We start from the raw sequence: 20234 nt of genomic DNA on the forward strand, positions 1-20234 counted from the left end.
CCATGAAATACGAACCCCCGAAAAATTTCCTGCGTATCGGAACCATTGATATGCACACCGGCGGAGAACCTTTGCGGATTCTTCTGGAAGGACTGCCGGAAATAAAAGGCCATACCATACTGGAAAAACGCCGCTACTTTCGTGATCATCTTGACCATATCCGTACCGGATGCATGTTTGAACCCCGCGGACATGCCGATATGTACGGTGCAGTTATCACCAAACCCGAACGACCCGATAGTGCTTTCGGTACTTTTTTCATGCACAACGAAGGCTATAGCACCATGTGCGGACACGCTACCCTGGCACTCACCAAGTTTGCGGTGGAAACCGGCATGGTCAAGCCAGAGAACGGCGTGGCCAAAATGAAGATCGACGCGCCTCCGGGACAACTGACTGCCGAAGCCCGGGTAGACCACGACGGAATTGTCCGGAAAAGCAGTTTTTGGAATGTTCCTTCCTTCGTACTTTACCGCGACCAAACCGTTGACGTTCCGGGAATAGGAAAAGTTTCGTTCGATGTGGCTTACGGCGGTGCTTTTTATGCTTTTGTAGAAGCCCAGCCACTGGGATTACAGCTGACCGCCGATGAATATGGCCCGCTCATCGATGCCGGAAGAAAAATTAAAAAAGCGGTGATGGAGAATTTTGCCATCCGCCATCCTTATGAAGAAGATTTGAGTTTTCTGTACGGAACCATTTTTACCGGAGAAGCCAAAAAGCCGGAACACCACAGCCGGAATGTCTGCATCTTTGCCGATGGTGAGGTGGACCGTTCTGCCACCGGCTCCGGTGTCAGCGCCCGGGCAGCATTGCATTACGCCAAAGGAGAAATGAAACCGGGCGATCGATTTATTATTGAAAGTATTCTGGATACGACCATGGAAGTGGAAATTGCAGAGGTCACCACTTTCGGGCCCCATCAGGCGGTCATTCCCAAAGTAAGCGGTTCAGCCTGGTTTACCGGAAAAAGCGAGTTTTGGTTCGATCCGGAAGACCCGTTAAAAAAAGGATTTATTTTCCGCTAAGCCCAAAAAGCCATAGCACTCCGGCAATCCAATAAATCACTGAACAACGAACAAAAGAAAAACTTCTAACTTCCCACTTCCAGTTATTTCCGCTCCATTTTCAGGACAGCACCGGTTTGCGGATTAAACAACACCTGAGAGGTTTCCCGAACCGGCACGGTAGAAATTACGCCAAGCTGTGGAACCACAAAAGTATCGGAATAAAACGGGGCTGCACCGGCAGTTCCCACCGAAAGTTCAGCCTGGGCCGGAATGCGGTAAAACAGCGCATCAGGACCGGTTGTTTTCTCTTCGGCAACCGTTTTCAACGGATTGACCACCTTGGCACGTACCGAAAGGGTTTGTTGATTTCCGTTTTTACCGGCAAACTGAAAAAGTTTTTCTGAAAGGGTTTGTTTTTCCGGGTCGAAAACAAAAGTACGAACAACCATTTGCTTGTACTCGCGGCCAAGGAATAAAGCCAGGTACTCCTTTTCCAGTTTTTGCAACTCAGCATCCATATAACGGATACCTTCGCCATAATTCACTTCCTGATAGCCGGTTAACAGATTAAAACGGCTTTGCCGGATATTTTTTATCTGTTTGGCAGCCGCATTGGCCCGGTCTTTTTCTGACAAATTCACCCAATTGGTTTTATACAAAAAACGCTTGATCGTTACCGTATCAATCGTAATTTTATGCACAATGGTATCAATTTTCTGGGCACGGCTGTATCCGGCCTGCATCTCAAAGCCTTGCCGAAGATCGGAAAACAGATAGGTTTGGCTCGAAGCGGGTGCCGGTGCTGCCGGTGCCGGCTTTTCTATCGAAGCAATCTGAAATCCAAAGCCCGTAATAATTCCCTGCCGGTTGAGTTGAACCCCAAAAGAACGTTTTTCTTTGGAAGAACGATCCTGGGGAAAACGGATATAATATACCTCATGAGGATCCGCCACGGTAACCGGAGTTACTTTGACCGACAAAAGCCGGTAATACACTTTACGGGTTTTTATATAATGGGTACTTCCCAGATACTGCGGCGTATATTGGGCAAACGGACCGGGAATTTCCGTCATTTTCTCCAACACCACATGAATTTTAAAAATGGTTTTTGGCAATGCATAATACATTCCGCCAGCCGGAGAAGCTACTTCCGGTTTTCCGTTGGCTTTGATTACCTGAAAACGGTATTGGGCCTGAATCTTTACCGGGAGAAGAAATCCCAAAAGAAAAACGCCGGCAATAAAAAAAGTTACGCGATGATTTGCTGTCATAAGATTTGTGCTTTAGCAATCGTACAAATTTACAAAAAAATTCCCGGCATAAAATCCGGGAATTTTTGTAGAAGGTGCGGCTGGAAAAACCAGCCCGGCTAATTCCTATTTTGATGTACTGATAATATCTTCGTTTTATTGTCCAGTTTCCGTTGAGTTCATAGCAAAAAAACATCCATTGTGGGAGGGCTCCCGAAACGGGCGGGCCAGCGCAGGCGTGAATGCTGGAAATCTTACAACACCGAGTAAAAGCGCTTGCGTTTCGGTTGATAAACCGACTCTTTTGCCGGTGATGTTGATTTTCAGCAGAGCGGGCAGAAGCATCCGTTTCGGGCCGCCTTCTTTGGTTCCTTTCTTGGCGGGACAAGAAAGGAACAAGAAAACAAAGAACAAAACGGCACGCACCCAACAGCAAAAACCTGAAAATAAGTTTTTTAAACGAAAGCTTTTCCCGGTTCAAATAATTGAACCCCTTCGGGGTTCTGCTTCCCGTTATTTTTATCCCACGGGTTTCACCCGCGGTGAATCACATTCAACCCTTTTGGGATTTCCGCAAAACCATTTTGGAAAAAGGGAAAAACCATAATGGATATTATGACACAAGCCTTTTCTTCATCAAAACCTGATGGTGCGCATCAAAAGAGGAATTAACCGCCAACCCTGAAAAATAACCTGCCAATTATTTAATAAACAATAATTCGCGGTATTTCGGCAAAGGCCACAGGTTATCATCCACCAACAGCTCCAGTTTATCTACATGACGCCGGATATCTTCAAAACGCGACAATACCGTATCGCGATAAGCGACTGCCTTTTCCAGTGTATTTTCAATGGCATTGGCTTTTTTACGGGCTTCCACCATTTCGGAAACGCCCTCTTTAATACCGGCTACATGGTCCGAAATCTCTTTAATCGTACTCACTTCATTCTTCGAAAGCTGCTGGAATGATTTTGCATCCAGTATTTCTTTTAACCCTTTTGCATTTTCGATCAAACGGTTTTGATACTGAATGGCGGTGGGCAGAATATGATTAACGGCCAAATCACCCAACACCCTGGCTTCTATCTGGATTTTCTTGATATATTTTTCCAGTTTGATTTCGTTCCGCGCCAACAACTCTTTCCGGCTCAGTACATTATGTTTTTCAAACAAAGCCACGCTTTTTTCCGAAATAAATTCCGGCAAAGCATCGGGGGTATTCCGGTTGTTAGACAATCCGCGTTTGGCTGCTTCTTCGACCCACTCGGAGCTATATGAGTTTCCTTCAAAGCGAATGGCTTTAGAAGCCTGAATGTACGATTTCACCACATTAAAAATAGCGGCATCTTTCAACATTCCTTTTTCCATCAGCGCATCCACTTCGGCTTTAAATTTAGTCATCTGCTCAGCCACAATGGTATTTAAAACAAACATGGGCTTGGCAGTATTGGCCGAAGAGCCGACTGCCCGGAACTCAAATTTATTGCCGGTAAAAGCAAAAGGCGAAGTACGGTTTCTATCCGTATTATCCAGTAAGATCTCCGGGATCTTCGGAATATTTTTAATCACATGCCGCCCGTTATGACCGTTCAGTTCTTTATACTCAGGAAGTTGTTCTATCTCATCCAGTGTTTTGGTAATCTGTCTTCCCAGGAAAACGGAAATGATGGCGGGCGGTGCCTCATTGGCTCCCAGCCGAAGATCATTGCCCTCAGAAGCCACGCTGGCACGTAAAAGCTCCTCGTAATCACGAACCGCCATTAAAATATTTGCCAGAATGGTAATAAACCGAAAATTATCTTTGGAAGTCTTTCCGGGGGCCAACAGGTTCACTCCGGTATTGGTAGCCATCGACCAGTTGTTGTGTTTTCCGGAACCGTTAATTCCGGCATACGGTTTCTCGTGCAGCAAAACCCTGAAGTGATGTTTCCGGGCCACCTTTTCCAGCATGTGCATCAACAGCTGGTTATGATCCACCGCCACGTTCACTTCTTCAAACATGGGAGCACATTCAAACTGACTCGGAGCCACCTCGTTATGTCTTGTCTTCAAAGGAATTCCCAGCTTATGCGACTCGATTTCAAGATCCTGCATAAAAGCCAGCGCCCGGTCGTTAATGGTACCAAAATAATGGTCGGAAAGCTGCTGGTCTTTGGCAGAAGCATGGCCAAACACGGTTTTCCCGGTCAGTACCAGATCCGGACGGGCAGCATACAGCGCTTCATCCACCAAAAAGTACTCTTGTTCCCATCCCAGCGTAGGATAAACTTTGGTAATGCTTTTATCAAAATAGCGGCACACTTCGGTAGCTGCGGTATCCAAAGCAGCCATCGATTTCAACAACGGGGTTTTATAATCCAGCGACTCGCCGGTGTACGAAACAAAGATCGTTGGGATACACAGGGTATGGTCTAAAATAAAAGCCGGGGAAGTCGGGTCCCACGCCGTATAGCCACGGGCTTCAAAAGTAGAACGGATCCCGCCACTCGGGAAACTGGAAGCGTCCGGTTCCTGCTGAATCAGCTGGCTTCCCTGAAAATGTTCCAGCGCTTTTCCATTAGAAAGCGGATTAATAAAAGCATCGTGTTTTTCGGCGGTAGAGCCGGTTAGCGGATGAAACCAGTGCGTGTAGTGGGTAGCGCCTTTTTCCATTGCCCAGGCTTTCATAGCCGAAGCCACCTGATCGGTAATTTTCCGGTCGATACTTTCTCCGGTTTCGATTGCATTCATTACGGCACGGTAAGCTTCCTCGGTAAGGTACTCGTGCATAACCGACTGATTAAAGGTCATAGAACCATAATAATCAGACACTTTGGAAGGATAGTGAACTGCTTCCACTTTGCGCCCCAGTGTTTTTTCCAGCGCAATAAATCTAAATGTTGCCATGCGTTTTTGTTTTTGATGGATTTTTAATGATTAACAGCCCTATAAATGTAATCAGTCCATTGATCAACAAAATTTCAAACCCCGTCTGGTATCCTGAGAAAATCAGTTGTAATAATTTTGTCAGACCGTAACCAATAAACGGAGAAAGAACGGCAACGAACGGAACCCACTTGTCTTTTACCGGAATGCGGGTAAAAAGCCCGAAACTAAATAATCCCAACAGCGGTCCGTAAGTATATCCTGCAAAAGTGAACAACTGGGCGATAATGGCTTCGTTGTTAATCAGCTTAAACAAGATGATGACAAAGATAATGATTAACATCATTAAAAAATGCAATTGCTCTCTTTTTTTCCTTAAAATTTCCTGCCGGTCGGCATAGCGCTTGTCCAATTCCAGTATATCAATCGTTAGCGTAGTGGTTAATGCCGTCAGTGCACTGTCGGCACTGGAGTACGCTGCGGCAATCAAACCGATGGTAAAAACCAGTCCGCCGGCCACTCCGAGATAGTTTAACGCGATCTTCGGAAAGAGATGATCGGTCAAACCGGATGTATCCAGATGCAAATGGGCAGCATAAAAATAAAGCACCGCTCCGAGGAACAAGAAAATAAAATTGACCGGAACCAAAATCAGGCTCAGGGTGGTCATATTTTTTTTGGCATCTTTTAAATTTCGGCAACTCAGGTTTTTTTGCATCATATCCTGGTCAAGCCCCGTCATGGCAATGGTAATAAACATCCCGCTGATAAACAGCTTGACAAAATATTGCGAGCTTTTCACGTCGGTAACAAAAATCTGGGAATAATCGCTATGCCATACTCTTGTCCACATTTCGCCCAAACTGGTATGCATGGCATGAATAATAATTCCCACCGTCAGCACCACGGCAAGCAGCATAAAAGTGGTTTGCAGCGTATCGGTCCAGACAATGGTCTTGATTCCGCCTTTCAGCGTGTACAGCTGGATCAAAAACATGAATAAGATAACCGTTACCCAAAACGGAACCCCGTAATGATCAAAGACAAAAAGCTGCAGCACACTCACCACCAGAAACATCCGGAACGACGCCCCGATAATACGCGAAAGCAGGAAAAACGACGAACCGGTTTTGTACGAAGCCCTTCCAAACCGGGTTCCCAGGTAAGTGTAAATAGAGGTCAGGTTCAGTTTGTAATAAACCGGAAGCAAAATGGTACTCACCACCGCATAACCCGCCACATAACCCAGCACAATCACAAAATAGGTAAAATGGGTTGTTCCCACCCATCCCGGCACGGAAATAAAGGTCACCCCCGACAAAGAAGCGCCGATCATACCGTAAGCCACAACAAACCAGGGCGATTTCCGGTTTCCGATAAAATAGCTCTCGTTATCGGCTTTACGCGATGTCCACCACGAAATAATAAAGATAAACAACGTGTACAGCGAAAAAGTAATCAGTATGGCCAACGGACTCATAACTATAATTTTAAGAAGATTGTATTATTTTTTGAATATGTTTTGCAAAGGCCGGCAAATCCGCAAAATGCCCATCGACCCATTGAGGAGGCACCGGCTCATCGCCTATCAAAGCCGTAAACATTCCGGCATTTCGGCCAAAACGCATATCACTTTCAGTGTCGCCCACCATTATGCTCTTGGCAAAATCAATTTCCGGGAACCGTTTTTGGGCTTCCAGGGCAAGAAAAGGAGAAGGTTTCCGGCAATTATCCGGCTTTGACGACAGATCCGGACAGAAAAAAACGGCATCAATCCGGCCGCCGGCCTGACGAATACCGTCCATCATCTTATCATGAACCGCCTGCAGTTGTTCCTCGGTCATCAAACCTTTTCCGATGCCCTGCTGGTTGGTTACCACTACCACTTTCCCAAACAGACTACCCAAAAGGGCAATACTCTCCGGCACACCGGGCAAAAACACAAAATCATCCGGACGAAGCGCATAGCCCCCCGGAATTCTTTGGTTGATCACCCCGTCACGGTCCAGAAAAAGGCTCCAGCTTTGGTCAATATTTTCAGGAAAAGCCATGCGTTATTGCGGAAACAGGGTACGTTCAATCTTTTCACAAATGGCATGACCGATCAGGATGTGCATTTCCTGAATACGTGCCGTATTTTCCGAAGGAACACGAATACACAGTTCACACAGCTCGGCCAGTTTCCCCCCGTTTTCTCCGGTAAAACCGATGGTGATCATGTGCTGTTCCTTTGCCTGCCGCACGGCATTTACCACATTCGGAGAGTTTCCGGAAGTACTTAGTGCAATCAGCACATCGATACGGCGACCGGCCGCTTCCACCATACGGCGATAAACCTCTTCATAACCATAATCATTGGCTACGGCGGTCAGAAAGGAGGTATTTACATGCAGGGCTTCCGCATACAACGGTTTGCGGTCGTATTGAAAACGCCCCGACAGCTCGGCCGCAAGATGCTGGGCATCCGAAGCACTGCCGCCGTTACCGCAAAAAAGGATTTTTCCGCCTTGCTCCAGCGATTCAATACAATACTCGGCCGCTGTCTTGATCAGCTCCATCCGCTCCGGATCATCAAAAAAAGCTTTTTTTACCCGGATACTTTCCTGAAATGCTTTGATAATAAAATCCATAGCTGTGGGTTTTTTCAATATGCAAGTATAGGAAAAAGATGCCTGTGCCAGACTCCGGAAGGCGGCTTTTTCATAAAAATGAACAAAAAATAACAGAGAAGAAGAAAATTTAACGCAGCAGACAGAAAAGAAAAAGGCAGCTACCCGGAAAGATAACTGCCAGAGCGGCAAATGGGACTCGAACCCACGACCCTCAGCTTGGGAAGCTGATGCTCTACCAACTGAGCTACTGCCGCATTGCAGGCGCAAATTTACAAAGTTTTACCAAAAAGCAAGAGAAAAAACAACTTTGCTAACCGCAGAAGACCGGAAGCCTGTCAACCCGTTAAACAACACACCCTAAATTGCATGCCCACATGCATAAAAACATCCGAAAAGCACAGCGGCATTTGATTTGTGGCCTTTTGAGAGAATTTATTCTCTGGGGTTTCCTCTTTTACTATTTTTTCTAATTTTACTGCAACCTAAAAATTAAAAGCCCTTGGGCACAAACCACCCACTATATTGTTTGATTTCCCGCCGAAACTTCTTTACAGTTTCCCTGGCAGATACTCATGCCGGGAAAATGCTGTTATCCGGAAATGTTTTGGGAGATAAGTATATTCTTTATGGGGATATATGGAGTTGTGTGCAAGCTCAAAGAAAGAGAATAAAATGAAGCATATAGAAAAATTAGCGATAAAATATTTATTGATTGGATTTGGAATAGGAATTTTACGAATCCTTGTTATACATTCAGGATTTTACTTTGTTGATTTCTTTAATATTACAGACCCATTAAAATTTAATAAAATTACATTTGAAATTCTGAGTTACTCAACAAATATAATTGTTGGGACTTTTATTCTTTTCGACTCAATAAAATATGTAAAAAACAAACTGATAATTTCTTTGACGGGATTTCTTATGCCGGTATTTGGAGTTTGTTTCTTGATAATTGAAAAATATTTAATATTGAAAACCACGGATAATGAATAACACAGCAATTAGAACAATAGGGAAATATGCGTTATTGTTGAGTATTTTTTATGTTCTGGAGTATATTGTAGAATACCTTGTTGGACAAAAATTGGGAAATTCCATAGCTATTGAAACAAAAAGTTACTTGTTTACCGGCAAATTATTTTTTCCGTATTTATTGAATATCATTACTGCATTCATTATTAATTCGGATAAAAACAGATTAGGAATTGAAGGGAAATATTCCGTTTTATTAACAATATTTTATAGGCCAATTGGAATAGTACTTTTTCTAGTATATGTAATTGAGAAAGAAATAAAAAGCCAGCACACAACATCACCTATGCTTCATACCGCAAATAATTGTAAATAAACGGATTATGTGTTAATAAAACATATTGGTAAATAGAAAAATTAAACAATAAAATGCGGCACGCAGCATAGCCCTGCACGTTGTGGTGCATTAAAGAAAAGAAGATAGTATGGATAATCAATTTGAAAAATTTTTGACTTATGAAAATTTTGAACTTGCTTTTTTTAGGCTTAAAACAGCTCAAAGAAATTTATATAAGTCATTGTATTATCCTGAATTAAAAATATTTGAAAATTTTCTATCTCAAAACATTAAAACTTTAATAGAACAGATAAAAAATAAAACATACACCCCTGAAAAAGCACACAAAATATTTATTCCCAAAAAAAATAATCTTGTTCGTCCGTTATCAATTTTAACATTTAAAGACTTATTAGTTTTTCAAGCATTAACTAATATTATTGCGGATATTGCTTATGATAAAATTTCTACCAAATATGGCATTACAATTTTTGGCAATATTATAAATACTTCAACAACCGATAAAAAAAGTAGAAAGTTCTTCTTTAAATCTTGGAAAAAAACTGGAAAAACTTTGCAGAAAAATCCAAAAAATATTATTCAGAAGGTTATAAATTTTTATCCGAATTTGATATTGCATCGTTTTTTGATACAATCGACCATAATATTTTATCACAAATATTAGAGAATAAATACAATATTGAAAAAGATGTGTTAAACATTTTAACTGAATGTTTAGAAAAATGGACAATTGATTTTAATCATCATACTTTTAAAGCTAAACACGGTATTCCACAAGGCCCTCTTGCTTCCCCTTTTTTAGCCGATTTGTATTTATCATACTTAGATGATGAAATAACAAATAAGAAAAGCCTTGATATTAAATATTTAAGATATGTTGATGATATTAGAATTTTCAGCAAAGATGCTAAGACTTCTCAAAAAGCAGTTGCAGCATTGGATTTATTGTCAAGAGATCTTGGATTAATTCCACAAGGAGCAAAAATATTTTTTAAAGAAATCACCAATATAGACAAAGAACTTAAAATTCAGAATAATAAATTTTCTAAAATTACAAAAGAATATAAAAAAGGAGAAAAGAAATTAAAGGCAAAAACTCATAGACAATTAAAAAAACGATTTGTAGATTGCTTTGAAAAAGATGATAGTAAACGAAAAGAAGAATATTTAGATAAAACAATTATTAGTTTCTCATTATTCAAGCTAAATAAAGATGATGAAATAAAAGAACTAATAATAAATAATTATGACAAAATATTAACTCACTTTGAAGGGATATTATTTTATTTATCTAAGTTTTATGTAGAAAACAACGGAGAAATAGAAGTTTCTGTTAAAGAGTTTTTAAATAAGGTTTTTGAATGACGATGACATTTTATTTCATCATTTGAATGCTTTAATTTTAAAATATTTTCCTGAATTACCATTTAATGAGAAAGTTTTTGAAAAATATATTACAAATAAAAATAGAGATTGGTTAGTTCGTTATTATATGGTTGATTGGCTCTATAAGAATGAAAAAACAGAACTTTTTGAACTACTTTTTATTAGAAATAACGAAAATCCGTTTATTTTAAGAAAAATTAATGATTACAAGTTTATTCTATCAAAAGATGATACTTTTAAAACGCTTTTTACGGAAAAACTTCTTAGAGCAGATTATGATTTAACAGCATTACAAGGACTTTATCTTTCGTTTAGAAATTTAAATTTATTTTTTAGATTAAAAGATAATTCAAATTACAATTCATATGTAAGAGCAATTTTAGGTGGAAAAATCGATGATTTTATCCTTAAAACTCTAAAAAAAGAGTATGGAATTTCAAATCCTGATACTTTTTTTAATAGAAACATATGGGATAAAGATGATGAATATTCTGAACTTGTTGAAGCATTTTATGCTTATGAAAGTTTTAGAAAAACTCAACCTTCAATCGCCGTTTTGAACCTGAACAACTTCAACAATCTTTGTTTTAATAAAATATGCAGTAGATTAAACATTAAACAGAATTCCAAAGAATATGGTGTTAATTTAGATGCAAATATAATTCAAGATATATTTCCAAAAGCTAATCGTTATTGGGCAGAAATAAATACTAAAAGAAACCAAAAATCAGAAGCTCATCCATATGATAAATATGGTAAGATTAGAATTAAAATAACTCAAAATGAATTGAATGAATTACATAAAAAAGAAATTGAAACATTGGATGAAATATGTAAATATAGGAATTATTAATAACGACACCACAACACCGGTTATACCTCATGGCGCAAATTATTGTAAATAAATTGATTAAACTTCGGTTAAACATGTTGATAAACAGAAAAATCAAACAATAAATTGCGCCACGTAGCATATCACGTCAGCAAGCTTAACAACAAAAATAAATTTGCTACAAGAAAATATTAAATAAAAACTAACACACAATAGACACATTCACCATTTGCACAAGCCAATAAAAATGAAAAAAAGGCAGCTTTTACTGCCGCCACCATAATCGTCATACTATTTTCACTTCTTAACTTATCATCAAACAAAAAGCCGCGCCGGTTTCATAGTTATCATACATTTTTTCCTAACTTTACGGCAATAAAAACAGAAAACCCGTGACCCATCACCACAATTAACACTTATTCCAATGGAAACATGGCAAATTTTAGTAGCGGCAGGCATTGTCGCTTTTATCGTTGAAATTTTTACGGCCGGTTTTATTGCCGGTTCGGCAGGTATTGGTTTTTTCTTTGCGGCTATTGGCAGTTATCTGGGACTTTCCACACCGTGGCAAATCCTTTTTTTTGCAGCAGGCATGGCATTAACCTATTTTCTTATCCGGCCGCTCATCAACAAATTCGGATATAAAGAACCGGTAAAAACCAACCGTGATGCCCTTATCGGGAAAACCGGAAAGGTAACCGAAGAAATCAATCCGGAAACCCACACCGGCCGGGTAGCCATTGACGGAGACGACTGGAAAGCCATGACTGCCGGAAACGAATCCATCGCCAAAGGAGCTACCGTGGAAGTAATTGAAATTGACAGTATTATTTTAATTGTAAAACCCTTAAATTAATTCTATTATGGGAACACTTATTGTTTTGGGGGCGCTGGCCCTTTTCGTATTTATTTTTGCCCTTTCCGGATTTAAAATTGTTCAACAGGCAGAAGTAATGGTTATTGAACGGTTGGGAAAATACAGCCGCACCCTGCATTCGGGAATCAACATTATCTGGCCGATCATCGACAAACCGCGAAACATCACCTGGCGTTATGTTGTAGAGGGAATGGACGACCGGAAACACATCCGGTTCAAACAAAAATCAAAAATTGATCTGCGCGAAACCGTGTACGATTTCCCGCGACAGAATGTGATCACCAAAGACAATGTCAGCGTACAGATCAATGCCATTCTCTATTTTCAGATTATGGATCCTGTAAAAGCCATTTACGAGATCGAAAACCTGCCCGATGCCATTGAAAAACTGACACAGACCACCCTGAGAAATGTAATTGGCGAACTGGAACTGGATGAATCGCTCAGCTCACGCGATACCATCAACACCAAACTGCGTACTATTTTAGACGAAGCCACCAACAAATGGGGCGTCAAGATCAACCGGGTGGAATTACAAGACATCAATCCGCCGGAAGACATTAAAGAGGCCATGGAAAAACAGATGCGGGCCGAACGCGACCGCCGCGCCGCCGTATTGGAAGCCGAAGGACAAAAACGGGCCAAAATTCTGGAAGCTGAAGGTTTCAGAGAAAGTGAGATCAAAAAAGCCGAGGGAGAAAAACAGTCGGAAATCCTGAAAGCCGAAGGACAGGCTCAGGCCAGGATAAAAACTGCTGAGGCGGAAGCCAAAGCCATTAAACTGGTAAGTGAGGCCATTGAAGAAAAAAGCGGAAATCCCATCAACTACCTGATTGCCACCAAATACATTGAAACTTTACAGGAAATGGTCACCGGCAAAGACAACAAAACGGTGTACATTCCTTTTGAAGCCACCGGCGTACTCGGATCGCTCGGCGGAATCAAAGAGATGTTTAAACAGTAAAAACGGAAACACACTTTTTCCTGACCGGAAAACAACAACTTCCCCGGCTTTTCCGGATAAACGCCCAATCACGATATTCGCAAACAGGAAACCGAACAATGAAAGCGGTTTTGCTGTATGGGAACAGCTATAAGAATAAAATTTTGCATATTTGAAAATTAGAAGGCAAAACACTGCCCGCCACTTTATTTTAGTTTAGAAAAATGGACCGGATAGAAATATATTCGAGCAAGAAAAAAACAATATTCGGGGTCATCGGCTCCATCCTGCTTGTTGCACTGGGACTTTGGATAAGTTTAGACAGAACGGCCCCGGTTTCAATTCGTTGGATGGGAATTGTTACCGTATTATTTTTCGGATGGGGTATTTTTATCGGGACCAAGAAAGTGATAAAATCGAACGCTGCATTAATAATTGACGACAAAGGAATTTACATAAACCCTCAGCAATCGTTCAGCGGATTTATCGAATGGGACAACATTATCGAATTCAAAGAAATAAAAATGATTGGTCAAAAAATCATGGTAATTGTTGTAAAAGATCCGGAAAAATGGGTTGAAAACGAAACCAATTTCCTCCAAAAAGAATTGATGAGATATAACCTTAACCATTACGGATCGCCTTTTAGTATCACACCGGCAGGTCTCACAATGACTTACAAAGAACTGAACGACAAATTAAATCAATACCATCAGAAATATAAAAACGAAGCACAGTAGCGCATTTCACAATGGCGGATCAAACCAATTTGGCAGGACAAAACAAGAGAGAAAAAGATCTCCAATCCATCCGGCAAAAAAACAGCATAAACTTCCCGGCTCCAATTTACAATGGTAAATGCCGATGTTAAATCAAAGTGCTTTTGGTTCATTTCAATCCCAAAAGCACTTTGATTTTCAATTGGTATTACAAGCCCCCGGAACCGGGAAATTTACCGTTTACGCGTGTCTTTTACGCAACACTTCCAGCACGTCTTCAAACCGGAAATTCTTGGCTTGTAACAGCACCAGGAAATGATAAATCAAATCCGCGGATTCGTTGAGAAACAAATCGTCGTTTTGGTCTTTGGCTTCAATAATCACCTCCACGGCTTCTTCTCCCACTTTCTGTGCTATTTTGTTGATCCCTTTCCGGAATAAAGAAGCGGTATATGATTTCTCCGTCGGATTTTGACGACGGTCGTCGATCACCTTTTCCAATTCGGTTAAAAATCCACACTGCAACGTATTTTCGTCGCCCCAGCAGGTATCCGTTCCCAAATGACAAACCGGTCCGTCCGGATTGACCTGCACCAGCAGGGTATCGTTATCGCAATCTGACTGAATATCCACCAGGTGGAGAAAATTTCCGCTGGTTTCGCCTTTGGTCCATAACGTTTTGCGGCTACGGCTGTAAAAAGTCACCAGCCGGGTATCTATGGTTTTTTGAAGCGACTCACGGTTCATATAGCCCAGCATCAACACTTTTTTGGTTTGGGCATCTTGTATTACCGCCGGCACCAGTCCGCTGTTTTCGTCAAATTTCACCGGCAACGGTTTGTTATTAAATTCGAATGACAATTCCATCTTTTTTCAATTTATTTTTTAATTCTTTTATTTTTATTTCGCCATAATGAAACACGCTGGCGGCGAGGGCTGCTTCGACACCGGCCTGTAAAAAGACTTCCGAAAAATGCTGCATTTTTCCGGCGCCTCCGGAGGCAATTACCGGAATCGTCAGCATACCGGTAAGTTTTTTATTGGCTTCAATCTCAAAGCCGTCTTTGGTTCCGTCGCGTGTCATCGCCGTAAACAATATTTCGCCGGCGCCCCGTTTCTGTCCTTCTTCGGCCCAGGCAAAAAGTTCTTTTTCTGTTTCTTTGCGTCCGCCATGCGTAAACACTTTCCAGCGATCACCCACAAGGTTTGCATCAATCGCCAGCACGATACACTGGTTTCCAAACTTAGCGGACAATTCATTAATCAATTCCGGCCGGTACACAGCGGCTGAGTTTACCGACACTTTGTCGGCACCGGCACGCAACAGGGCTTTTACATCTTCCACGCTGCCGATTCCGCCTCCCACCGTAAAAGGGATATTGATTTCGCGGGCAATCTTTTCGACCAGCGAAACCAATGTTTTACGTTTATCGGAGGTTGCTGTAATATCCAAAAAGACAAGCTCATCAGCGCCCTGATCCGAATAAATCCGCGCCAGCTCCACCGGGTCGCCGGCATCGCGTAACCGGATAAAATTCGTTCCTTTTACGGTTCTTCCGTTTTTAATGTCCAGACACGGAATAATTCTTTTAGCCAACATATTTCTTCATTTGATCGGTTGTTATTTTATTTTCAAGCCAGGCTTTTCCAATAATGGCCCCTTCCAGTCCCGCTTTTTGGAGCACCGACAAATCCGCTTCTCCTTTTACACCGCCACTGGCAATCAATTTCAGTTCCGGGAATTCCTTTAAAACCGACCGGTAAAGCTCCACCGCGCTACCCTGCAACAAGCCATCGCGGGCAATATCGGTACACACGACATATTGAATGCCTTTTTCGATGTAAAACGCAAGAAAAGAAAACAGATCCCAGCGGGTTTCGGTTTTCCATCCGTCAATGTACACCTTGTTGTCTTTTACATCAGCGCCCAGGATAATTTTCTCCGGTCCGAATTTTTCTATCCAGCCGGTTACCGTTTCCGGCATCTTCACCGCAATACTTCCGGCAGTAGCCTGCCGGGCTCCATGATCAAAAACCTGTAGCAACGCTTCCGTATCTTTAATGCCACCGCCATAATCAACCTGCAGCCGGGTTTGCGAACAGATTGCATCCAAAATCTTCAGGTTTACCGGCTTACCGGCTTTGGCGCCATCCAGATCCACCAGATGCAAATACCGGAATCCTTCCTCATCGAGCTTTTTCGCCAGGTCGACGGGATGCCTATCGTAATTCTTTTTCCGGGAATAATCGCCCTGTTCAAGGCGCACACAACGTCCTCCAATAATATCAATAGCAGGAATAATTCTCATTGTTTTAAAAAGTTTTTTAAGATTTGTTCTCCGGTCGTACTGCTCTTCTCCGGGTGAAACTGGCAGGCATAAAAATTATCTTTGGCCATCGCCGCCGAAAACGGGATACCATACTCGCTTTGCGCAATGGTAAACGAATTGACCGGCACATAATAACTATGCACAAAATAGGCATACGACGCTTCACGTACTCCCTGAAACAGGGAAGAACGCAAGGCTGAAAGCGTATTCCATCCCACCTGGGGAACTTTCAGGTTGTCAGGAAATGAGCGGACTTTGGCAGGAAAAACACCAAGGCAATCGGTATTTCCTTCTTCGGACCATTCACACAAAAGCTGAAGCCCGAGGCAAATTCCCAGTACCGGTTGAGTCAACTTCGGGATCACCTGATCCAAGCCATATCTCCGTAAAGCATCCATGGCACTTGACGCTTCGCCCACCCCCGGAAAAATCACCTTGTCGGCCCGGATAATTTCCTCCGCCTCGGCCGTCAGTTTTCCGGAAACACCCAACCGTTCCAGGGCAAATTGTACCGACCGCACATTTCCGGCTCCGTAATCAATGATTGCTATCTTCATCGTAAAAAATTTATTCAATTAAACCTTTGGTACTGGGCACCCGGTCATCTCCCGCCTGGCGTTGTACCGCCATTTTCAGTGCCCGGGCAAACGCTTTAAATATGGCTTCAATTTTATGATGCTCGTTGGTTCCGGAAGCCTGCACATGAAGATTACAAGCTGCCGCATCGGAAAATGATTTAAAAAAGTGGAAAAACATTTCTGTTGGCATCTCACCAATTTTTTCTCTTTGGAAATCGGCTTCCCACACGATCCAGTTACGACCGCCAAAGTCGAGCACCACCTGTGCCAGGCTGTCGTCCATAGGAACATAAAAGCCATAACGGCTGATTCCTTTTTTATCGCCAAGCGCCTGGCGTACCGCCTGGCCAAGTACCAGTGCCGTATCTTCAATGGTGTGATGTTCATCCACTTCCAGATCGCCTTTGACCCGAAGATTGATATCCATTCCTCCGTGGCGGCTGATCTGCTCCAGCATATGATCAAAAAAACCGATTCCGGTTTGAATATCCGCTTTCCCTTCTCCGTCCAGATTCAGGAACAATTCGATGCTCGTTTCGGCTGTTTCCCGTTTCACCTGCACGGTTCGCTGCTTCAATTTCAAAAACCGGTAGATTTCTTTCCAGGAATCGGTTTGCAATACCTGCACCTCTTTTTCAAAACCCGGTTTATCTGCGGGCTGTAACAAAATTCCCCGGCATCCCAAATTGGCTGCCAGTTCCATATCGGTAAGCCGGTCGCCGATCACATACGAATTTTCCAGATCATATTCTCCCGAAAGGTATTTCTTCAGCATGCCCGTGCGCGGTTTCCGGGTTGGGGCATTTTCTTCAGGGAAACTACGGTCAATCAGCACTTCAGAAAAAACAATGCCTTCATTTTCCAGTGCCCGGAGCACCTTTTCCTGTACCGGAAGAAAATCATTTTCAGGAAAGGATTCGGTTCCCAACCCGTCCTGATTACTCACCATCACCAGTTCAAAATCCAGTTCGGCAATCTGCGAAAGATAGCGAAACACCCCGGGATAAAACTCCAGCTTTTCAAGGCTGTCCACCTGATAATCTTCCGGCGGTTCTATAATCAGGGTGCCATCACGATCGATAAAAAGTACTTTTTGCATAGGTTTAAAGATTTAACGTTGAAAAAGATGCCGTAATATTGTTCAGTTCCCACAACAACTGTTCATTTTCTTCGGGTGTTCCCACCGTAATACGCAGGCACGAAACGCAATGCAACATTCCGGAACGGTTACGCACCACAATGCCCCGCTCGGTCAGCTGGCGATAAACGGAAGTGGCATTTTTTATCTCCACCAGCAGGAAATTCGCATCGGATGGGAAAACGCGGGTAACCCCCGGTAATTTTTCCAGCTTACGACGCATTTTTTCTTTTTCATCCAGAATAATCCTTACCTGTTCCTGCATTTTTTCCACTTGCTGCAACCGTTTTATCGCTTCTTTCTGACTATACAGATTCACATTATAAGGCGGTTTTATACGATTCAACACCCGGATAATTGCCTCATCGGCAAACCCAAGTCCCAACCGGAGCGCTGCCATTCCCCAGGCTTTTGAAAGTGTCTGTACCACCACCAGATTCGGGAAAAAAGAAAGTCTTTCCAGAAAACCGGGCTTTTCAGAAAAATCGGCATACGCTTCATCCACCACAACTAAAGCATGGGTATTAAGCAACACCGTTTCGATAGCTTCTGCATCAAAAGCATTTCCGGTAGGATTGTTGGGCGAGCACAAAAAGATCAGCTTTGTCCGGGCATCGGCAAGTGCCAAAACCGCATCGGCATCCAAGCTGAAATCTGAACGCAAATCAGCCGTACGGCACTGTACATCATTAATTTGCGCCAGTACTTCATACATTCCGTATCCCGGCTGAACGGTAACCACATTGTCCAAACGGGGCTCACAGAAAGCCCGGAACAACAAATCGAGCACTTCATCGCTGCCATTTCCGACAAAGATCTTTTCCGGAGCTACTTTTTTCACTTCAGAAATGACAGATTTCAATGTACGCTGCCAGGGATCCGGGTAACGGTTGTAGCCTGTCGGATAAGGATTCTCATTAGCGTCAAGCCAAACCTGCGCTTCATCGGAAAAATCGTCACGTGCCGAGGAATAGGGCTTCAATTGCGCCACATTTCTCCGTATCAGCCGTTGTAAATTAAAAATTTCCATCGCCTTACTCCTTTTCCTGATTACTTTGTGTTAAACCGGTTTTACGCTCCGCATCCAGCCGGATTGTTGCTGCACGGGCATGTGCCTGCAAACCTTCCGTTTTGGCCATGATGTCAATATCAGCCGCCAGTTTACCAAAAGCTTCGCGGGAAATCCGCTGAAAACTGATCTTTTTCATGAAATCATCTAATCCGAGGCTCCCGTAGCTCCGGGCAAATCCGCCGGTAGGCAGGGTATGATTGGTTCCGGAGATATAATCGCCGGCACTCTCCGGAGAATAATTACCCAGAAAAACCGACCCGGCATTTTTCAGATTCTGCAAATAAAAATCTTCCTCACGCGAAACAATAATCAAGTGTTCGGGTGCATATTCATTAACAAAGTTGATGGTTTCCGTTTTGTCGGCCGAGAAGAGAAAACGGGCATTTTTCAGGGCCGCGCGGGCAATCGCTTCACGCGGAAGCTGTGGAAGTTGTTTTTCCAGTTCGTCGTTGATCTTTTCAAGAAGCTCCAACGAGTCCGATACGCACACCACCTGACTGTCTGTACCATGTTCGGCCTGGGAAAGCAAGTCAGAAGCCACGAATGCCGGCTGGGCCGAATCATCCGCTACCACCATCAACTCCGAAGGACCGGCCGGCAAATCAATGGCCACCCCTTCGGTTTGTGCTTTTTGTTTGGCTGCTGTCACATACTGATTACCCGGGCCAAAAATCTTATCCACTTTCGGAATATTTTCCGTTCCGAAAGTCAATGCGGCGATGGCCTGAATGCCTCCGGCTTTCACAATCCGGTTTACGCCCGTAATTTTTGCCGCAAAAAGAATCGCTGGCGCTACCTTTCCCTGTTTATCCGGAGGTGTGCAAAGCACCACCTGTTCGCAACCGGCAATTTGAGCCGGAACAGCCAGCATCAAAACAGTGGAAAACAACGGCGCGGTTCCGCCGGGGATATAAATCCCTACCTTTTCCACCGGAACGCTCTTTTGCCAACAGCGGATTCCCGGTTCTGTTTCCAGCGAGAATCCTTCCGGACGCTGGGCTTCGTGAAATTGCTCCACATTTTTTTTGGCCCTTAGAATGGCTTTTTTTAACGCCGGCGGAACTTTTGCCGCTCCCGTTTCCCATTCTTCAGCAGACACTACCAAAGAGGACAATTCAATTTTGTCAAATTGTTGGGTATAAAATTTTACGGCCTCTTCCCCCTCCTTTTTTACCTTTTCAAAAACCGTCTGCACCAGCTCATCCAGTGCACCGGTTTGTAATTTTGGACGGGCACACAACTCAGGCCATAATGTCCGGGCTATATTTTTATACTTTCTCATCGTTCA

At 42.9% G+C, this 20234-nt stretch carries 21 protein-coding genes and 1 tRNA gene; 9 read left to right on the top strand and 13 right to left on the bottom strand.

What is annotated here, in order from left to right; translation table 11 throughout:
• Positions 1-2 precede the first annotated feature (2 nt).
• Positions 3-1028: a proline racemase family protein gene (locus LA303_RS10980; RefSeq protein WP_240525442.1), complete on the top strand. Its 1026-nt coding sequence runs from the start codon at positions 3-5 to the stop codon at positions 1026-1028.
• Between the two features lie 83 nt (positions 1029-1111).
• Here the strand turns inward: LA303_RS10980 and LA303_RS10985 are convergent, their stop codons facing one another.
• The 6 genes from LA303_RS10985 to LA303_RS11010 form a co-directional block, all read right to left on the bottom strand.
• On the bottom strand, positions 1112-2281 hold the full coding sequence (locus LA303_RS10985) for a DUF4831 family protein (protein ID WP_240525443.1): 1170 nt from the start codon (positions 2279-2281) through the stop codon (positions 1112-1114).
• A gap of 679 nt (positions 2282-2960) precedes the next feature.
• Positions 2961-5147, bottom strand: a complete 2187-nt coding sequence (locus tag LA303_RS10990; RefSeq protein ID WP_240525444.1) for a glutamine synthetase III family protein — start codon at positions 5145-5147, stop codon at positions 2961-2963.
• The gene (locus tag LA303_RS10995) at positions 5134-6606 is read right to left on the bottom strand and encodes a sodium:solute symporter (RefSeq protein WP_240525445.1); all 1473 of its coding nucleotides are present in this window, start codon (positions 6604-6606) and stop codon (positions 5134-5136) included. Before LA303_RS10995 ends, LA303_RS10990 begins: the two co-directional genes overlap by 14 nt.
• Before the next feature lie 10 nt (positions 6607-6616).
• A complete protein-coding gene (locus tag LA303_RS11000; protein WP_240525446.1) occupies positions 6617-7177 on the bottom strand; it encodes a D-glycero-alpha-D-manno-heptose-1,7-bisphosphate 7-phosphatase in 561 nt (186 codons plus the stop codon).
• Positions 7178-7180: 3 nt separating this feature from the next.
• A complete protein-coding gene (locus tag LA303_RS11005; RefSeq protein WP_240525447.1) occupies positions 7181-7756 on the bottom strand; it encodes a D-sedoheptulose-7-phosphate isomerase in 576 nt (191 codons plus the stop codon).
• 163 nt (positions 7757-7919) lie between these two features.
• Positions 7920-7992: transfer RNA gene (locus LA303_RS11010), tRNA-Gly, on the bottom strand.
• A 418-nt stretch (positions 7993-8410) separates the two neighbouring features.
• Here LA303_RS11010 and LA303_RS11015 point away from each other — a divergent pair.
• From LA303_RS11015 to LA303_RS11050, 8 genes are all read left to right on the top strand, one after another.
• On the top strand, positions 8411-8734 hold the full coding sequence (locus LA303_RS11015; protein WP_240525448.1) for a hypothetical protein: 324 nt from the start codon (positions 8411-8413) through the stop codon (positions 8732-8734).
• Positions 8727-9089, top strand: coding sequence for a hypothetical protein (locus tag LA303_RS11020; protein ID WP_240525449.1), 363 nt, complete (start codon positions 8727-8729; stop codon positions 9087-9089). The genes LA303_RS11015 and LA303_RS11020 overlap by 8 nt, the downstream gene beginning before the upstream one ends.
• A gap of 109 nt (positions 9090-9198) precedes the next feature.
• The gene (locus LA303_RS11025) at positions 9199-9735 is read left to right on the top strand and encodes a hypothetical protein (protein WP_240525450.1); all 537 of its coding nucleotides are present in this window, start codon (positions 9199-9201) and stop codon (positions 9733-9735) included.
• A complete protein-coding gene (locus tag LA303_RS11030) occupies positions 9705-10436 on the top strand; it encodes an RNA-directed DNA polymerase (RefSeq protein WP_394371586.1) in 732 nt (243 codons plus the stop codon). The genes LA303_RS11025 and LA303_RS11030 overlap by 31 nt, the downstream gene beginning before the upstream one ends.
• A complete protein-coding gene (locus tag LA303_RS11035; protein WP_240525451.1) occupies positions 10429-11310 on the top strand; it encodes a hypothetical protein in 882 nt (293 codons plus the stop codon). Before LA303_RS11030 ends, LA303_RS11035 begins: the two co-directional genes overlap by 8 nt.
• 403 nt (positions 11311-11713) lie before the next feature.
• Entirely contained in the window at positions 11714-12145 is a 432-nt protein-coding gene (locus LA303_RS11040; protein ID WP_240525452.1) for an NfeD family protein, read from the top strand.
• Positions 12146-12152: 7 nt separating this feature from the next.
• Complete coding sequence (locus LA303_RS11045) at positions 12153-13130, top strand: SPFH domain-containing protein (protein WP_240525453.1); 978 nt, start codon at positions 12153-12155, stop codon at positions 13128-13130.
• A 203-nt stretch (positions 13131-13333) separates the two neighbouring features.
• The gene (locus LA303_RS11050) at positions 13334-13849 is read left to right on the top strand and encodes an STM3941 family protein (protein ID WP_240525454.1); all 516 of its coding nucleotides are present in this window, start codon (positions 13334-13336) and stop codon (positions 13847-13849) included.
• A gap of 219 nt (positions 13850-14068) precedes the next feature.
• Here LA303_RS11050 and hisIE read toward each other — a convergent pair whose 3' ends face one another.
• Genes hisIE through hisD form a run of 7 tightly spaced genes read right to left on the bottom strand, consistent with a single transcriptional unit; the run spans position 14069 to position 20228 of the window.
• The gene (gene hisIE, locus LA303_RS11055; protein ID WP_240527139.1) at positions 14069-14662 is read right to left on the bottom strand and encodes a bifunctional phosphoribosyl-AMP cyclohydrolase/phosphoribosyl-ATP diphosphatase HisIE; all 594 of its coding nucleotides are present in this window, start codon (positions 14660-14662) and stop codon (positions 14069-14071) included.
• A gap of 10 nt (positions 14663-14672) precedes the next feature.
• On the bottom strand, positions 14673-15428 hold the full coding sequence (gene hisF / locus LA303_RS11060) for an imidazole glycerol phosphate synthase subunit HisF (protein WP_240525455.1): 756 nt from the start codon (positions 15426-15428) through the stop codon (positions 14673-14675).
• A complete protein-coding gene (hisA, locus tag LA303_RS11065; RefSeq protein WP_240525456.1) occupies positions 15418-16137 on the bottom strand; it encodes a 1-(5-phosphoribosyl)-5-[(5-phosphoribosylamino)methylideneamino]imidazole-4-carboxamide isomerase in 720 nt (239 codons plus the stop codon). The genes hisF and hisA overlap by 11 nt, the downstream gene beginning before the upstream one ends.
• Positions 16134-16715, bottom strand: a complete 582-nt coding sequence (gene hisH / locus LA303_RS11070; protein WP_240525457.1) for an imidazole glycerol phosphate synthase subunit HisH — start codon at positions 16713-16715, stop codon at positions 16134-16136. The genes hisA and hisH overlap by 4 nt, the downstream gene beginning before the upstream one ends.
• Positions 16716-16725: 10 nt before the next feature.
• Positions 16726-17835, bottom strand: coding sequence for a bifunctional histidinol-phosphatase/imidazoleglycerol-phosphate dehydratase HisB (gene hisB, locus LA303_RS11075; RefSeq protein WP_240525458.1), 1110 nt, complete (start codon positions 17833-17835; stop codon positions 16726-16728).
• Positions 17836-17839: 4 nt separating this feature from the next.
• Positions 17840-18904, bottom strand: a complete 1065-nt coding sequence (gene hisC, locus LA303_RS11080) for a histidinol-phosphate transaminase (protein ID WP_262901497.1) — start codon at positions 18902-18904, stop codon at positions 17840-17842.
• 4 nt (positions 18905-18908) lie between these two features.
• Positions 18909-20228 (bottom strand): histidinol dehydrogenase, encoded by a 1320-nt coding sequence (hisD, locus tag LA303_RS11085; protein ID WP_240525459.1) that lies wholly within the window; start codon positions 20226-20228, stop codon positions 18909-18911.
• Between the last annotated feature and the right edge of the window lie 6 nt (positions 20229-20234).

This window comes from Candidatus Sulfidibacterium hydrothermale, assembly GCF_020149915.1.
GTDB lineage: Bacteria > Bacteroidota > Bacteroidia > Bacteroidales > F082 > Sulfidibacterium > Sulfidibacterium hydrothermale.

Excerpts from the sequence above, each read along its gene's own strand:
- LA303_RS10980 (WP_240525442.1), top strand. The coding sequence starts at position 3 with ATGAAATACGAACCCCCGAAAAATTTCCTGCGTATCGGAACCATTGAT.
- LA303_RS10985 (WP_240525443.1), bottom strand. The coding sequence starts at position 2,281 with ATGACAGCAAATCATCGCGTAACTTTTTTTATTGCCGGCGTTTTTCTT.
- LA303_RS10990 (WP_240525444.1), bottom strand. The coding sequence starts at position 5,147 with ATGGCAACATTTAGATTTATTGCGCTGGAAAAAACACTGGGGCGCAAA.
- LA303_RS10995 (WP_240525445.1), bottom strand. The coding sequence starts at position 6,606 with ATGAGTCCGTTGGCCATACTGATTACTTTTTCGCTGTACACGTTGTTT.
- LA303_RS11000 (WP_240525446.1), bottom strand. The coding sequence starts at position 7,177 with ATGGCTTTTCCTGAAAATATTGACCAAAGCTGGAGCCTTTTTCTGGAC.
- LA303_RS11005 (WP_240525447.1), bottom strand. The coding sequence starts at position 7,756 with ATGGATTTTATTATCAAAGCATTTCAGGAAAGTATCCGGGTAAAAAAA.
- LA303_RS11015 (WP_240525448.1), top strand. The coding sequence starts at position 8,411 with ATGAAGCATATAGAAAAATTAGCGATAAAATATTTATTGATTGGATTT.
- LA303_RS11020 (WP_240525449.1), top strand. The coding sequence starts at position 8,727 with ATGAATAACACAGCAATTAGAACAATAGGGAAATATGCGTTATTGTTG.
- LA303_RS11025 (WP_240525450.1), top strand. The coding sequence starts at position 9,199 with ATGGATAATCAATTTGAAAAATTTTTGACTTATGAAAATTTTGAACTT.
- LA303_RS11040 (WP_240525452.1), top strand. The coding sequence starts at position 11,714 with ATGGAAACATGGCAAATTTTAGTAGCGGCAGGCATTGTCGCTTTTATC.
- LA303_RS11045 (WP_240525453.1), top strand. The coding sequence starts at position 12,153 with ATGGGAACACTTATTGTTTTGGGGGCGCTGGCCCTTTTCGTATTTATT.
- LA303_RS11050 (WP_240525454.1), top strand. The coding sequence starts at position 13,334 with ATGGACCGGATAGAAATATATTCGAGCAAGAAAAAAACAATATTCGGG.
- hisF (WP_240525455.1), bottom strand. The coding sequence starts at position 15,428 with ATGTTGGCTAAAAGAATTATTCCGTGTCTGGACATTAAAAACGGAAGA.
- hisA (WP_240525456.1), bottom strand. The coding sequence starts at position 16,137 with ATGAGAATTATTCCTGCTATTGATATTATTGGAGGACGTTGTGTGCGC.
- hisH (WP_240525457.1), bottom strand. The coding sequence starts at position 16,715 with ATGAAGATAGCAATCATTGATTACGGAGCCGGAAATGTGCGGTCGGTA.
- hisB (WP_240525458.1), bottom strand. The coding sequence starts at position 17,835 with ATGCAAAAAGTACTTTTTATCGATCGTGATGGCACCCTGATTATAGAA.
- hisC (WP_262901497.1), bottom strand. The coding sequence starts at position 18,904 with ATGGAAATTTTTAATTTACAACGGCTGATACGGAGAAATGTGGCGCAA.
- hisD (WP_240525459.1), bottom strand. The coding sequence starts at position 20,228 with ATGAGAAAGTATAAAAATATAGCCCGGACATTATGGCCTGAGTTGTGT.